Annotated in this window: 12 protein-coding genes; 8 read left to right on the top strand and 4 right to left on the bottom strand. The window is 67.4% G+C overall.

Annotated elements, in window-relative coordinates; genetic code table 11:
- The first annotated feature begins 9 nt into the window (after nt 1-9).
- Nucleotides 10-1737: a type IV-A pilus assembly ATPase PilB gene (pilB, locus tag ACVOJ1_RS14185; protein ID WP_053517028.1), complete on the top strand. Its 1728-nt coding sequence runs from the start codon at nt 10-12 to the stop codon at nt 1735-1737.
- Between the two features lie 69 nt (nt 1738-1806).
- Here pilB and ACVOJ1_RS14190 read toward each other — a convergent pair whose 3' ends face one another.
- Nucleotides 1807-3180, bottom strand: a complete 1374-nt coding sequence (locus ACVOJ1_RS14190) for a sigma-54-dependent transcriptional regulator (protein ID WP_053517026.1) — start codon at nt 3178-3180, stop codon at nt 1807-1809.
- A gap of 54 nt (nt 3181-3234) precedes the next feature.
- On the bottom strand, nt 3235-4854 hold the full coding sequence (locus tag ACVOJ1_RS14195; RefSeq protein ID WP_053517024.1) for a sensor histidine kinase: 1620 nt from the start codon (nt 4852-4854) through the stop codon (nt 3235-3237).
- Nucleotides 4855-5184: 330 nt separating this feature from the next.
- On the opposite strand from ACVOJ1_RS14195, the gene sucC reads away from it, so the two are divergent.
- The 3 genes from sucC to ACVOJ1_RS14210 all read left to right on the top strand — a co-directional run bounded on the left by sucC (nt 5185) and on the right by ACVOJ1_RS14210 (nt 9097).
- Nucleotides 5185-6354: an ADP-forming succinate--CoA ligase subunit beta gene (gene sucC / locus ACVOJ1_RS14200; protein WP_005418614.1), complete on the top strand. Its 1170-nt coding sequence runs from the start codon at nt 5185-5187 to the stop codon at nt 6352-6354.
- 24 nt (nt 6355-6378) lie between these two features.
- On the top strand, nt 6379-7254 hold the full coding sequence (gene sucD, locus ACVOJ1_RS14205; RefSeq protein WP_005418610.1) for a succinate--CoA ligase subunit alpha: 876 nt from the start codon (nt 6379-6381) through the stop codon (nt 7252-7254).
- A 208-nt stretch (nt 7255-7462) separates the two neighbouring features.
- Nucleotides 7463-9097 (top strand): NAD+ synthase, encoded by a 1635-nt coding sequence (locus tag ACVOJ1_RS14210; RefSeq protein WP_053517022.1) that lies wholly within the window; start codon nt 7463-7465, stop codon nt 9095-9097.
- Nucleotides 9098-9169: 72 nt separating this feature from the next.
- Here ACVOJ1_RS14210 and ACVOJ1_RS14215 read toward each other — a convergent pair whose 3' ends face one another.
- On the bottom strand, nt 9170-10057 hold the full coding sequence (locus ACVOJ1_RS14215; RefSeq protein ID WP_053517021.1) for an outer membrane protein assembly factor BamD: 888 nt from the start codon (nt 10055-10057) through the stop codon (nt 9170-9172).
- Between the two features lie 113 nt (nt 10058-10170).
- Between ACVOJ1_RS14215 and rluD the strand changes: the two genes are divergently transcribed.
- From rluD to ACVOJ1_RS14235, 4 genes are read left to right on the top strand one after another with little or no spacing between them, the layout of a single operon-like run.
- Nucleotides 10171-11160, top strand: a complete 990-nt coding sequence (gene rluD / locus ACVOJ1_RS14220; RefSeq protein ID WP_053517019.1) for a 23S rRNA pseudouridine(1911/1915/1917) synthase RluD — start codon at nt 10171-10173, stop codon at nt 11158-11160.
- Complete coding sequence (gene pgeF, locus ACVOJ1_RS14225; RefSeq protein WP_065175783.1) at nt 11160-11930, top strand: peptidoglycan editing factor PgeF; 771 nt, start codon at nt 11160-11162, stop codon at nt 11928-11930. Before rluD ends, pgeF begins: the two co-directional genes overlap by 1 nt.
- Nucleotides 11931-11950: 20 nt before the next feature.
- On the top strand, nt 11951-12457 hold the full coding sequence (locus tag ACVOJ1_RS14230) for a DUF4166 domain-containing protein (protein ID WP_081279775.1): 507 nt from the start codon (nt 11951-11953) through the stop codon (nt 12455-12457).
- A complete protein-coding gene (locus ACVOJ1_RS14235) occupies nt 12432-12848 on the top strand; it encodes a thiol-disulfide oxidoreductase DCC family protein (RefSeq protein ID WP_277381033.1) in 417 nt (138 codons plus the stop codon). Before ACVOJ1_RS14230 ends, ACVOJ1_RS14235 begins: the two co-directional genes overlap by 26 nt.
- 25 nt (nt 12849-12873) lie before the next feature.
- On the opposite strand, the gene ACVOJ1_RS14240 is transcribed toward ACVOJ1_RS14235, so the two are convergent.
- Nucleotides 12874-14184, bottom strand: coding sequence for an OmpA family protein (locus ACVOJ1_RS14240; protein ID WP_197572149.1), 1311 nt, complete (start codon nt 14182-14184; stop codon nt 12874-12876).
- Nucleotides 14185-14391: the final 207 nt, after the last annotated feature.

Raw genomic sequence — 14391 nt, forward strand, 5'->3', positions numbered from 1 at the left:
AGGAATCCCATGAGCGTTGTTTCATCCCCCAACCTTGTCGGCATCACCGGGCTGGCGCGCCGCTTGGTCCAGGATGGTGCGCTGGACGAGGCCACCGCCCGCGACGCCATGACCCGGGCCGCCGCCGCGCGGCAGCCGCTGCCGCAGTGGTTCGCGCAGAACAAGGTGGTGGGGGCAGCACAGCTGGCCGCGGCCAATGCGGTTGAGTTCGGCATGCCGCTGTTCGACGTCTCGACCTTCGATGCCAGCCAGAACGCGATGAGCCTGGTCAGCGAGGAACTGCTGCGCAAGCACAACGTACTGCCGCTGTTCAAGCGTGGCGGCAAGCTGTTCGTCGGCACCAGCAACCCGACCCACGCACTGGACGAGATCAAGTTCCACACCAACCTGGTGGTGGAGCCGATCCTGGTCGACGAGGACCAGATCCGCCGCACTCTGGAACAGTGGCACGCCAGCCACGACACGCTGGGTGACGCGCTGGGCGGTGACGATGAGGGGATGGCCAACCTCGACGTGGGCCTGGGCGATGAGGATGGCGCGGGCGGCGACTCCGGCATCGATGCCAAGGGCGACGACACCCCGGTGGTGAAGTTCGTCAACAAGGTGCTGGTCGATGCGATCCGCAAGGGCGCGTCGGACATCCATTTCGAGCCGTACGAAGACGATTACCGCGTGCGCCTGCGCATCGATGGGCTGTTGAAGATGGTCGCGCGCGCGCCGGTGAAGTTGAACCAGCGCATCGCCGCGCGCCTGAAGGTGATGGCACAGCTGGACATCGCCGAGAAGCGCGTGCCGCAGGATGGCCGCATCAAGCTCAACCTGTCCAAGTCCAAGCAGATCGATTTCCGTGTGAGCACGTTGCCGACGCTGTTCGGCGAAAAGGTCGTGCTGCGTATCCTCGACGGCAGTGCCGCCAAGCTGGGCATCGACAAGCTCGGCTATGAGCCCGACCAGCAGAAGCTGTTCCTGGATGCGATCCACAAGCCGTACGGCATGGTGCTGGTGACCGGGCCGACCGGTTCGGGCAAGACGGTGTCGCTGTATACCGCGCTGGGCATTCTCAACGACGAGACGCGCAACATCTCCACGGCGGAAGATCCGGTGGAAATCCGGCTGCCCGGCGTCAACCAGGTGCAGCAGAACAACAAGCGCGGCATGACGTTCGCCGCTGCGTTGCGCTCGTTCCTGCGCCAGGATCCGGACATCATCATGGTCGGCGAAATCCGCGACCTGGAGACCGCCGAGATCGCCATCAAGGCCGCGCAGACCGGCCACATGGTGCTGTCCACCCTGCATACCAACGACGCGCCGCAGACCATCGCGCGCCTGATGAACATGGGCATCGCGCCGTACAACATCACCAGCTCGGTGACCCTGGTGATCGCCCAGCGTCTGGCGCGACGGCTGTGCCCGAACTGCAAGCGCCCGGCGCAGCTGCCGGAGCATGCATTGCTGGCCGAGGGCTTCACCCAGGCCCAGCTGGATGAGGGCATCCAGCTGCATGAGGCGGTGGGCTGTGATGAATGCACCGAGGGTTACAAGGGCCGCACCGGTATCTACCAGGTGATGCCGATGACCGACGAGATCGCCACGATCGTGCTGGCCGGTGGCAATGCGCTGCAGATTGCCGAAGCCGCGCAGGCAATCGGGGTCAATGACCTGCGGCAGTCGGCATTGAGGAAGGTCGCGGCGGGTGTGACCAGCCTGGCCGAGATCAATCGCGTTACCAAGGATTGACGCGGTTGTGCTGGCGGGGTCGGAGCCCTTTCCTGCGGAAAGGGATCCGACCGCTGGGTCTTGCGGCCCTTACTCCATGCCCAGCTTCTTCAGCTTGTAGCGCAGCGCGCGGAAGGTGATGCCCAGCTGCGCGGCGGTACGGGTCTTGTTCCAGCGGTTTTCTTCCAGCGCGCGCTGGATGGCGCTGCGTTCGAGCTGTTCGATGTACGAGGGCAGGGCGGCACTGCCCGGCTGCAGATCGACCACGGCTTCGGCGGCCGTGCCGTTGCCGGGCATGCGGGGGGCGTGTTGCGGCAGGCGCAGATCGTCGACACCGATGCGGTCTTCCTCGGCCAGGGCCAGCGCGCGCTCAAGGATGTTCTCCAGTTCGCGCACGTTGCCGGGGAAGGCGTACTGCGCCAGTGCCTCCAGCGCCGAGGGCGCGAGCAGCGGCGTGGTGCGGCCGTGGCTGCGGGCCAGCCGTGCCAGCACGGCAGCGGCCAGCTCCGGCAGATCCTGGCGGCGTTCGCGCAGCGGCGGCACCTTCAGTTCGATCACATTGATGCGGTAGTACAGGTCGTGGCGGAAGCGGCCGTCCTCGACCAGCTCGGCCAGATCCTTGTGGGTGGCCGACAGGATGCGCACATCGACCGGTTCCTCGCTGGCCGCACCCACCGCGCGCACCGACTTCTCCTGGATCGCGCGCAACAGCTTCACCTGCATCTGCAGCGGCAGCTCGGCGACCTCATCCAGGAACAGGGTGCCACCATGGGCGGCCTGGAACAGGCCGGGCTTGTCGGCGTGGGCGCCGCTGAAGCTGCCCTTGCGGTGGCCGAAGAACTCGCTCTCCATCAGTTCGCCGGGAATCGCGCCGCAGTTGACCGGCACGAACGGCCCGGCAGCACGTGCCCCCTGGGTGTGGATGGTCCGCGCGACCAGTTCCTTGCCGACGCCGGATTCGCCGAGGATGTAGACCGGGGCCTGGCTGCGCGCCACTTTGCCGATGGTGGCACGCAACACGTCCATCGCCGGCGAATTGCCGAGCAGCCGGGCGCCCTGTTCGGCGACGGGGCCCGGTACGGGCCGCTCGCTGTTGTTCAGTTCCAGCGCGTGCTTGACCAGCCCGCGCAGTACGGCGATGTCCACCGGCTTGCTGACGAAGTCGAAGGCGCCCGCCTTCAGGGCTTCCACTGCCAGATCCATGCTGCCGAAGGCGGTGATCATCGCCACCGGTGTGCGCGGGTAGTGCTGGGCGATCTCGCTGACCAGCTCGATGCCGTTGCCATCCGGCAGGCGCATGTCGGTGATGCACAGGTCATAAGGATTGCTGGCCAGCAGCTCGCGCGCTTCGGCGAGGTTGGCTGCAGTACTGATGCGCAGCCCCATGCGGCCGAGCGTCAGCACCAGCAGTTCGCGGATGTCGCGTTCGTCGTCGACGACGAGGGCGCTGCGGGTTTCGTTCATGGGCGGAAAAGATAAACGAGGGGGCTGAAAGCGACAAATGTTTGACGCACAGAATCAGGAACCATCGGGCAGCAGGGTGTGCGGACCTGGCAGGACCAAGCGGAAGCACGAGCCGCCGGCTGGCACCGGGATGTAATCCAGCCGTGCCTGGTTGGCCCTGCACAATTCGCGGGCGATGTACAAGCCCAGGCCGGTGCCGTGCTCGGAGGTGGTGAAGAACGGCCGGAACAGCTGCGCCGCCACGCTTTCGGGAATGCCGGGGCCACGGTCCATCACGTCGATCACCGCGCTGCGTTCGTGCCGGGCTACACGCAGCCGCACGCGGGCCGGCTGCTGGCCGATGCGGCCGTACTTCAGGGCGTTATGGACCAGCACGGTCAGCACCTGGTAGAGGTGGCGGGTGTCGACCTGCGCCGGCACCGAGGTGTCGCTGACGATCGGTTCGATGCTGTCGGTTTCCAGCGTCTGGCCCTGCTTGTACTCCAGCACGAAGCGGCGCACGAAGGCGACCAGATCCACGTTCTCCGGCGTGGCACGTTCGCGCCGGGCCAGGCCCAGCACGCTCTCGACGATGCCGTTGGTGCGCTGGCACTGCTGGCGGATGATCTGCAGCAGGCGGCGGTCGCTTTCGTTGAAGCCGGTACCTTCTTCCAGCAGCTGCACGGCATAGTTGATCGCCGCCAGCGGATTGCGGATCTCATGGGCCAGGCTGGCCGAGAAGCGGCCCATCGCCGACAGGGTGAGCGACTCGGCGCGCCGCGACACCACGCTGGAATCATCCAGGAAGACCAGGGCCAGTTCGCTGCCGGCCAGCAGGCGCGCGAAGCGCGGTTGCACTTCGGGCTGGTCCGGGTTGAGCTGCAGCGGCAGTTCGTCCTGGGTCCAGCCGTTGCGCCAGCGCTGCAGGCGACGGGCCAGCTCGGGTGCGACGCTGGCCAGATCGAGGCGGCCGGTTCCGCCCGCACCGTCGCTGTCGCCGAGCAGCATCGAGGCAGCCTCGTTGGCCAGCGTGATGCGGCTGTCGGCATCCACCACCAGCACGCCGGTGCGCATGCGGCGGATGATCAGTTCGTTGATCTGGAACAGATTGGCCACCTCGTCACCGCGCTGGTTGGCCAGCTGCTGGTTGCGGCGGGCGCGGCTGCCGACCTGGTAGCTGATGAAGGCCAGGGCCAGGTAACTGGTCGTGAACATCGCCAGCTCGGCCAGGGTGCGGGTCGGGTCGCCGCCCTCCAGCAGCTTCCACAGGTATTCGCCCACCGTTGCCAGGCTCGCCGCCAGGGCCAGCCCAAGGCCCCAGCTCAGCGGCAGCAGGGTGGCGGCCGCGGCGATGTTGAACAGCAGCGACATCGAGATGCCGGCACTGGCGCCGGGCAGGGCGTGGGCCAGCAGGATGGCGGCGATGATGTCCACCAGCACGCCGGTGACCACGATCGGCCGCAGCCAGCGTTCGTTGCGGCCGATCGCCAGGGCCAGCAGCGACAACGCCAGGTAGGCCGCGCCGACGGTGTAGGCCAGCCGCGGGTGGTGGGCCTCGCCGACCATCATCGACAACGGGCTGTACAGCAGGGCGGCGATCACGGCTGCGATCAGCACCCGGTACAGGGCGAAGAAGTACAGCTCGCGCCGCGGAATCGATTCGATGCGGTCGATCAATGAAGCACTGGGTGACACGCCGGAACTCCCCTTCTGGCTGCCTGGATCTGGGTTGTGCGACGGGCATGCCCGAGCGGACGCAGATGCCCAGTATACGGTCGTGGCGATGCCCGGCCGCGGGTCCGCGTCGCGCAATCGGCCTGTGGCGAGGGCGGCCGGGCGGCTGCCGGCGATCCGCAACTGCCTGAATGACAGCGGAAATCCGCCCGGATCCGGTACTGCGTACAGACTTCTTTGCGCCCCGGCGCCGGCTCGGCCACAATAGTGGGCCCGCCGCGGTCCGTGCCGGTGCCTCCCCCGGAGGCCCTGAGGAATTGCGTGCGGTCGTTCCTATTCCCACGGTGACGCATGAATTTCCACGAATACCAGGCAAAACAACTGCTTGCCGAATACGGCATCCCGGTCCCGGCCGGCAAGGTCGCGGCTACTCCGGATGAGGCGGTTGAAGTCGCCCAGTCGCTGGGCCAGGGCCCCTGGATGGTCAAGGCGCAGATCCACGCTGGCGGCCGCGGCAAGGCTGGCGGCGTCAAGTTCTGCAAGACCGTCGATGACGTGAAGGCCGCAGCGGCCAAGATGCTCGGCACCAAGATGGCCACCTACCAGACCGCCGGCGTCGAGCTGCCGATCAACCTGGTGCTGGTGACCACCGCCGGTGAGATCGTCAAGGAACTGTACCTGTCGGTCCTGGTGGATCGCGGCACCCGCACCATCAGCTACATCGCCTCCTCGGAAGGCGGCATGGAAATCGAGCAGGTGGCTGCCGAGACCCCGGACAAGATCCACACCCTGAATGTGGACTTCGTCGAGGGCGTGCAGGGTTACCACGGCCGTGACATCGGCTTCAAGATGGGCCTGACCGCCAAGCAGGCCGGCCAGTTCGCCAACATCATGGTGAACCTGTACCGCATCTTCAACGAAAAGGATCTGGCGCTGGTTGAGATCAACCCGCTGGCGATCCTGGACGACGGCAACCTGTACGCGCTGGACGGCAAGTTCAACAGCGACGACAACGCCAACTTCCGCCACAAGGAACTGGTCGCGATGCGCGACAAGTCCCAGGAAGATGAAACCGAAGTGACCGCTTCGGAGCTGGACATCAACTACGTCACCATGGACGGCAACATCGGCTGCATGGTGAACGGCGCCGGCCTGGCCATGGCGACCATGGACGTCATCAAGCTCAACGGCGGCGAGCCGGCGAACTTCCTGGACGTGGGCGGCGGTGCCAACAAGCAGCGCGTCATCGAAGCGTTCAAGCTGATCCTGTCCTCGGACAAGGTGGAAGGCATCTTCGTCAACATCTTCGGCGGCATCGTCCGCTGCGACATGATCGCCGAGGGCATCATCGCCGCCGTGAAGGAAGTGGGCGTCAAGGTGCCGGTCGTGGTGCGCCTGGAAGGCACCAACGTGGAAGAAGGCAAGCAGCTGCTGCGTGACAGCGGCATGGCCATCATCCCGGCTGACAACATCAACGACGGCGCCAAGAAAGTCGTTGAAGCGGTCAAGAACGCCGCCTGATCCACGACACCGAAGGAAATTCCCATGTCTGTTTTGATTAACAAGAACACCAAGGTGATCGTGCAGGGCTTCACCGGCCAGCAGGGCACCTTCCACGCGACTCAGATGATCGAGTACGGCACCCAGGTTGTTGGCGGCGTGACCCCGGGCAAGGGTGGCACCACCCACATCGACCTGCCGGTCTTCAACACCGTTGCCGACGCCGTGCAGAGCACCGGCGCCAATGCTTCGGTCATCTACGTGCCGCCGCCGTTCGCGGCCGACGCGATCCTGGAAGCCGCAGCTGCCGGCATCAAGGTCATCGTCTGCATCACCGAAGGCATCCCGGTGCTGGACATGCTGCGCGTCAAGAACGTGCTGACCCGTTCCTACCCGGACACCGTGCTGATCGGCCCGAACTGCCCGGGTGTCATCACCCCGGGTGAGTGCAAGATCGGCATCATGCCGGGTCACATCCACAAGCCCGGCAAGATCGGCATCGTGTCGCGTTCGGGCACGCTGACCTATGAAGCGGTCAAGCAGACCACCGAAGTCGGCCTGGGCCAGTCCACCTGCATCGGCATCGGCGGCGACCCGATCAACGGCCTGAACTTCGTTGACTGCCTGAAGCTGTTCAACGAAGACCCGCAGACCGAAGGCATCATCATGGTCGGCGAGATCGGTGGCGACGCCGAGGAAGCCGGTGCGGAATACATCAAGAACCACGTGAAGAAGCCGGTCGTCGGCTTCATCGCCGGTGCCTCGGCTCCGGCCGGCAAGCGCATGGGCCATGCCGGTGCGATCGCCTCCGGCGGCAAGGGCACGGCGGAAGGCAAGTTCGCCGCCATGGAAGCGGCTGGCGTCGTCACCGTGCGTTCGCCGGGCGACCTGGGCGCTGCCATCGCCAAGCTGGTGAAGTAAGGTTGTTGCCGGCTTCCGGCCGGCACGATCTGTAGAGCCGAGCCCATGCTCGGCTTGCTTTGGAAAGGCCGCCTCCGGGCGGCTTTTCTGCGTCTGGGCGTCGCGCAGTCATCCGCCGGGCATGGCCCGGCGCTACCCGCAGGGTCCGCCCGGCAGGCACACGGTGCGGCGTTACAATGGGCCATTGCAACCACAGGCTGGACCTTCCATGGCTTCGATCCGCATCGCGATGGCGCAGTTCGATTTTCCGGTCGGCGATGTCGCCGGCAATACCGAGCGCATCATCGAGATGATCGGCCAGGCGCGCGATGAGCATGGCGCCGGGCTGGTGATGTTCCCCGAGCTGGCGGTCAGCGGCTATCCGCCGGAAGACCTGCTGCTGCGTCCGGGGTTCCTGTACGAATGCGAGCAGGCGATCGCGCGCATTGCGGCTGCCTGCCGCGGTATCACCGCTGTGGTCGGCTGGCCGCAGGCGGCGGGCGCGGTGGTGTACAACGCCGCCAGCGTGCTGCGCGATGGCCGGGTCGAACAGACCTATCGCAAGCGCGAGCTGCCCAACTACGCGGTGTTCGACGAGCGCCGCTACTTCGACGTCGATCCTGATGGCGGCAGCTGCGTGTTCGACGTCGACGGCATTCCGGTGGGCCTGCTGATCTGCGAGGACCTGTGGTTCGCTGAGCCGCTGGCCGATACCGTGCGTGCTGGCGCGCAGTTGGTGGTGGTGCCCAATGCCTCGCCCTACGAGCGCGGCAAGCACGCCCAGCGCGATGCCGTGCTGGCCGCGCGCACCCGCGAGAGCGGTGCGGCGATCGCGTATCTCAATGTTGTCGGTGGCCAGGACGCACTGGTATTCGACGGCGCTTCGGTGGTGGCCGATGGCGACGGTACGGTGCACCCGGCTGCCGCTGCGTTTGTCGACCAGTGGCTGGTGGTGGAGTACGACGGCGCCAGCCGTCGCTTCATGCCGCACGTCTGGATGGACGATGGTGACGAGAGCATGGACGCCCTGGCCTGGCGCGCGGTGACCCGTGGCATCCAGGATTACTGCCGCAAGAATGGTTTCACGAAGGTGTGGCTGGGCCTGTCCGGCGGCATCGATTCGGCCCTGGTGCTGGCCCTGGCGGTGGATGCGATGGGGGCCGAGAACGTGACTGCCGTGCGCCTGCCGTCACGCTATACCGCAGGCCTGTCCAACGATCTGGCTGCAGAGCAGTGCCAGGCGTTGGGAGTGAAGCTGGAAGCGGTGTCGATCGAGCCGGCGTTCAAGGGCCTGATGGAATCGCTGGCGCCGCTGTTCGAGGGCACAACCCCGGATGTGACCGAGGAGAACCTGCAGTCGCGCAGCCGCGGCGTGATCCTGATGGCGCTGGCCAACAAGTTCGGTGGCCTGCTGCTGACCACCGGCAACAAGAGCGAGTATGCGGTCGGCTACGCCACCATCTACGGTGACATGTGTGGCGGCTACGCGCCGTTGAAGGATCTGTACAAGACCGAAGTATTCGGTCTGTCGAAGTGGCGCAATACCGTGGGGGGCGCGCCGGTGATTCCGCCGGCCGTGATCAGCCGCCCGCCGTCGGCCGAACTGCGCGAGAACCAGCTGGACCAGGATTCGCTGCCGGCCTACGACGTGCTGGACGGCATCCTGTACCGCTACGTCGACCAGGAGCAGTCGCGCGCCGAGATCGTTGCAGCCGGTTACGATGCGGCCGTGGTCGACCGCGTGCTGCGGCTGGTGCGCATCAGCGAGTGGAAGCGGCACCAGGCCGCACCGGGGCCGAAGGTCTCCCGTCGCGCCTTCGGCCGCGAACGCCGCTATCCGATCAGCAACGGCTACAAGGGCTGAGGCCCGCGCCTCCGCAGGGCCCGGCCATGGCGGGCCCCACAAAAAGGAAGGGCCCCTTGCGGGGCCCTTTTCTTACTTCTTTTCCAGCCGCGCGTTGCGCTGGCCGGTACTGGCGGACTTCTCGCCTGCGAACGGGTTGAGCTTGCGGATCATCCAGGGGTACTTCGGCCAGTTGCCTGCCAGCCACGGGTGATCGGGCTGGTTCAGCTCCAGCACGCGCCGGGCATCGTCGGCCAGGGTCTTGTTGCCCAGGTGGGTGTAGGAGTCGGCCAGGACCGCCACGGCGTCGTACTGGAAGGCGCTCTGCGGATAGGTTTCCAGCAGGTAGTTGGCGCGGCCAGCGGCCGACACCCAGGCGCCACGGCGCATGTAGTACAGCGCGTTGTCCAGCTCGTGCTGGGCGAATACGTCACGCAGCTCGATCATCCGCTGGCGGGCGTCGGCGGCGTAGCGGCTGTTCGGGTAGCGGTCAACGACGATGTTGAAGTCCGAATACGCCTGGTGCGGCGTGGACAGATCGCGGCGGCTGGGGTCCAGGGACCATACGCGACGCAGGAAAACCGTATTGCGGTTGGAGTTGGCCAGGCCGCGCAGGTAATACAGGTAGGCGATGTTGCGATGGGTCGGATAGGTCCGGATGAAGCGGTCGATGCTCGACACCGCATCGTCGTGCTTGCCGGCCTTGTACTGCGCGTAGGCTGTTTCGATCATCGCCTGTTCGGTGTACGGGCCGTAGGGATACTGGGCCACCAGGCGACGGAAGCTGGCTTCGGCGCCGCTCCAGTTGCCCCCCTTCATCAGCGTGTGGCTCTTCTCGTACAGCTGTTCGACCGGCGTCCCCTCGTCGGGGCGATCACCCTTCTTGGCGCCGCGATGGCAGCCGGTGGCGGCGATGACCAGCACCAGCAGCAGGGCGGTGAGGCGGACGGGCGCGGAGAGCATGGCGGAGCGTCGGATCATGGGGTCAAGGCGGGACGCGTCTGGAATACGAAGGGTCGATGATAGCCTAGTGTCCTGTCCTGCGACTGAAACCGACCGCCGGGACCCCAAAATTTCAAAGATGCCCCCCTGCCATGTCTGAACAACCCTCCGAATCGGCCCGCCAGGCCATCGTCCCCGACACCGCCGCCGGCCGGCGTTTCGACGCCGTCGTGGCCGAACTGTTCCCCGAGTACTCCCGTTCACGCCTGACCGAATGGATCAAGGCCGGCGACGTCCTGCTCGATGGCGCCCAGGCGCGGCCGCGCGATCCGCTGCGCGGTGGCGAGGTGGTGACCCTGAACGTGGTGCTGGAGACCCAGACCGATGCCCAGCCGGAGGACATCCCGCTGGACGTGCTGTTCGAGGACGAGCACCTGCTGGTGATCAACAAGCCGGTCGGCCTGGTGGTCCACCCGGGTGCCGGCAACCACAGCGGCACCCTGGTCAATGCGCTGCTGTACCGCGACCCGTCGGTGGCGGTTCTGCCGCGCGCCGGCATCGTGCATCGCCTCGACAAGGACACCAGCGGCGTGATGGTGGTCGCCCGCACCCTGGAGGCGCAGACGGCCTTGGTCGAACAGCTGGCCGCGCGTGATGTGCACCGCCAGTATCTGGCCATCGTGATGGGCGCTCTGGTGGCCGGCGGCACCGCCGATGCGCCGATCGACCGTCATCCGCGCGACCGCCTGAAGATGGCGGTGCGCGAAGACGGCAAGGACGCGATCACCCATTACCGCCTGCGCGAGCGCTTCCGGGCGCACACCGCGCTGGAATGCCGGCTGGAAACCGGCCGCACCCACCAGATCCGCGTGCATATGGCGCACCTGCGCCACCCCATCATCGGCGACCCGCTGTATGGCGGTGCGCTGAAGCTGCCCAAGGGCGCCAGCGACGAACTGGTGGCCGCGCTGCGTGGCTTCAAGCGCCAGGCCCTGCACGCCGAGACGCTGGAGTTCGTGCATCCCATCACCGGCGAGCCGGTGCGCAATTCGGCGCCGGTACCGGACGACATGCTGCACCTGATGAAGGTGCTGCGCGAAGACAGCGAGGCCTTTACCGAGCGCGAGCGGGATCGCTGGTGATGGCGACCGCGCTGCCGCTGCTGCAGGCTGACTGGCCGGCGCCGCCGGGCGTGCGGGCGCTGACCACACGCCGGCACGGCGCGGGCATTTCGCCGGCACCCTTTGCCCAGTTCAACCTGGGCAACCGGCACGCAGCCGATGGAGATGCGCCGGCCAACGTCGAACACAACCGGCAACTGCTGCAGCAGGGGCTGGCGCTGCCCTCCGCGCCGCACTGGCTGCGCCAGGTGCATGGCACCACCGTGCTGCGCTTTGATGGCCCGCCAGTGGCCGGGGCCAGCGAGCCGGTGGCCGATGCCGCGGTGACGTCGGTGCCGGGGGTGGTGCTGGCCATCCTGACCGCGGACTGCCTTCCGGTGGTGTTTGCCGCCGCCGACGGCAGCGAAGTGGGCGCGGCCCATGCGGGCTGGCGCGGCCTGGCCGATGGCATGCTGGAACACACGGTAGCCGCGATGCGCACCGCGCCGTCGCAGCTGCGGGTCTGGCTGGGCCCGGCGGCAGGGCCTGCCGACTATGAGATCGGCGAAGAGGTGTATCAGGCCTTCGTCGGCCACGAACCGGCTGCGGCCGCCGCCTTCGTGGCCACCCGCGCGGGGCACTGGAAGGTCGATCTGTTCGCACTGGCCCGCCAGCGCCTGCAGTCCGTGGGCGTGGACCCGGCCCAGGTGTCTGGCGGCACGATCTCCACCATTGCCGATCCGGACCTGTATTCGCACCGTCGCGACCGCCGCACCGGCCGCATGGCAACGCTGGCCTGGATCGCTCCCTGACCGTGCCGCTGTTCGCGCAGGTGCTGGGGCCGGCCTTCGCCACCCTGGCAGCACCGGTGCAGGCGTTGCATGCGGCGCCGCTGCCGTGCCGCCGTACCGGGCAGGCGCGGATCGCACGGGGCCGCCATTGGCTGGTGCCCATGCTGGCCGCGTTGGCGCGGCTGCCGAAGGAGGCGCACGCCTTGCCGGTCGAGGTGGTGTTCAGCGTCTGCGGGCAAGGCGAGCAGTGGGCGCGACGTTTCGGGCGCTGGCCGATGGTGTCGCGGCTGTGGGCACAGGAAGGCGGTCTGCATGAGCAGCTCGGTGCGGTGCACTTTGGATTCGAGCTGCGGGCGCGTGAAGGCGGCATCGACTGGTCGGTGCGCAGCGTCCGCGTGTTCGGCCTGCTGCCGCTGCCGACGCGCTGGTTCGACGGCGTGCGCTGCCGCGAGGCCTGGGCCGCAGAGCGCTACACTTTCCTGGTTGATGTGACATTGCCCTGGATTGGACCCCTGATCCGTTATGAAGGCTGGCTCGACCCGCAGTGACGCAGTGATCGTGTTCGATGGCGTCTGTGCGCTGTGCAGCCGCTGGGTGCGTTTCCTGCTGCGTGTGGACCGCCACGGGCGCTATCGCTTCGCAGCGATGCAGGGTACGCATGGCAGCCTGCTGCTGCGCAGCCATGGGCTGGATCCGCAGGACCCGCGCTCCTTTCTGCTGCTGGACGAGCAGGGCGCCTGGACTGACACGGACGCGATCCTGCGCGTGCTGACCGGGCTGGGAGGCGCATGGCGGCTGGCGGGCGTGCTGCGCCTGTTGCCGCGCAGCTGGCGGGATGCCGCCTATCGCAGGCTGGCCCGCAACCGATACCGCTGGTTCGGTCGTCACGACCGCTGCACGCTGGCGACGACGCAGCAGGCCGGCCGTTTCCTGGACTGATGTGCCGGTCGGTCCGCGCGCGGTGTCAGTGCGGAGCCGCAAGCAGCCGATAGGCGATGCGCTGGTTGCGCGCGCGGCCGTCCTCGCTGCGGTTGTCGGCTACCGGATGCTCCTCGCCGTACCCCACCGCGACCAGCGTCGGTGCCGGCACGCCATGCGCCTGCAACGCCGTCACCACCACGTCCGCACGCTGCTGGCTGAGCTGCCGGTTGGCCTCGGACGCGCCCTGGCTGTCGGTGTGAGCGGCCACTTCCACCCGTGTGCCTGGCGCAGTGCTGCGCAATGCGTCGGCCACCACCTGCAGCGTTTCGCTGGAGCTGCCGCGCAGTTCGCTGGAGCCGGGATGGAACTCCAGCCGGGTCAGGTTCAGCGCAGCGATCCGCTGCGCGGCGCCGGCATCGGCCGGCAGCCGCGACAATGCCGCCCGGCCCGGACCCCACAGCCCACTCATCCGCAGGGCGGGGAAATCCTGGCGGAGCTGCCGCGAGATCGCCAGGCGCCGCTCTTCGCTCAGGGCGGTGGAGTCGATATCCAGCTGGTTGCCGGCGAACTCCAGGCGCAGTCCGTCGCCCTGCAGGCAGGGCAGGGTGCGGATCAGGCGCTCGAACCAGCGCGGCGACCGGGCCTGCGGATCGATCTCGATACGGCCACTGACGTGCCCTGCGCCATGCACCGCAATCAACGCGCTCCACAGGCGGCGGCGCAGGGCGTCGCTGGGCAGGCTGCCATGGACCGAGACCTGCGCGCCGCGCTGGTGCAGGAACAGCCGCGCGTCGTGCTCGCGGACGATCACCTGTGGCGTCCACAGCGGCGTGCGTGCCTTCAGCTGCAGCCATGCGGTAGCGCCGAGCACGACCACGGCGGCCATCATCCACAGCAGGCTGCGCAGGGCCATGCCCTGCACCCGCGGGGTGAGCAGGGTGCCGGCCATCTGCGGTCGCTGCCGCTGCGGGCGGTTGCGCAGCTGGCGCGGCTCCGAAGGGGCCGGCTCGATGGGCTGGGAGGTCAATGCGATCAGCCCCGGCAGCAGATCGCAGGCCACGACCCGGAACGCCCCCGATGACAGTCTGCTGCGCCGGGCCAGCCGGTCCATGACCGGATCACCCAGCGCACGCTGCAGGTCGCTGGCCAGCACCGGCAGCGGCGGCTGCCCGGGACGCCGCCAGGATCGGAAGTGAACCCCCAGGCCCGCCTGCTCGAAGGTCTGCTCCAGTCCGTCCAGTCCCCGCGGGTGGGAGGCTATCCAGCCGGCAATCACATCAACCACCCAACGGGTGCGATGGCCCAGTCCCAGGCGGTGGCTGGCTTCTTCGATGAAACGGTCGTACGCGTGCATGCAGTGGATCCCCGGAGTGATGTGCACGCAGTCGTGCACGGTGTGGCTTCTGTCGATTGCAGGAGCTCTGGGGGCGCCACTGTGGGGAGGTCGCGTCAATGCGAAATGAAATATCGCCGGTTCATTTTCTTTCGTTTTCCGCGATGGCGTCGCGAGGACGCCACGCAGCTGGCTGGAAGCCTTGGGGCAGCAGGACGTTCGCCTGCC

It is taken from the genome of Stenotrophomonas sp. STEN225, from assembly GCF_056756445.1.

What these genes read in the sequence shown, in the direction of transcription:
- ACVOJ1_RS14235 (WP_277381033.1), top strand. Translation starts at nt 12,432, where the DNA reads ATGAAGGCTGGCTCGACCCGCAGTGACGCAGTGATCGTGTTCGATGGC.
- pgeF (WP_065175783.1), top strand. Translation starts at nt 11,160, where the DNA reads ATGGCGACCGCGCTGCCGCTGCTGCAGGCTGACTGGCCGGCGCCGCCG.
- ACVOJ1_RS14215 (WP_053517021.1), bottom strand. Translation starts at nt 10,057, where the DNA reads ATGATCCGACGCTCCGCCATGCTCTCCGCGCCCGTCCGCCTCACCGCC.
- pilB (WP_053517028.1), top strand. Translation starts at nt 10, where the DNA reads ATGAGCGTTGTTTCATCCCCCAACCTTGTCGGCATCACCGGGCTGGCG.
- sucD (WP_005418610.1), top strand. Translation starts at nt 6,379, where the DNA reads ATGTCTGTTTTGATTAACAAGAACACCAAGGTGATCGTGCAGGGCTTC.
- rluD (WP_053517019.1), top strand. Translation starts at nt 10,171, where the DNA reads ATGTCTGAACAACCCTCCGAATCGGCCCGCCAGGCCATCGTCCCCGAC.
- ACVOJ1_RS14240 (WP_197572149.1), bottom strand. Translation starts at nt 14,184, where the DNA reads ATGCACGCGTACGACCGTTTCATCGAAGAAGCCAGCCACCGCCTGGGA.
- ACVOJ1_RS14210 (WP_053517022.1), top strand. Translation starts at nt 7,463, where the DNA reads ATGGCTTCGATCCGCATCGCGATGGCGCAGTTCGATTTTCCGGTCGGC.
- sucC (WP_005418614.1), top strand. Translation starts at nt 5,185, where the DNA reads ATGAATTTCCACGAATACCAGGCAAAACAACTGCTTGCCGAATACGGC.
- ACVOJ1_RS14190 (WP_053517026.1), bottom strand. Translation starts at nt 3,180, where the DNA reads ATGAACGAAACCCGCAGCGCCCTCGTCGTCGACGACGAACGCGACATC.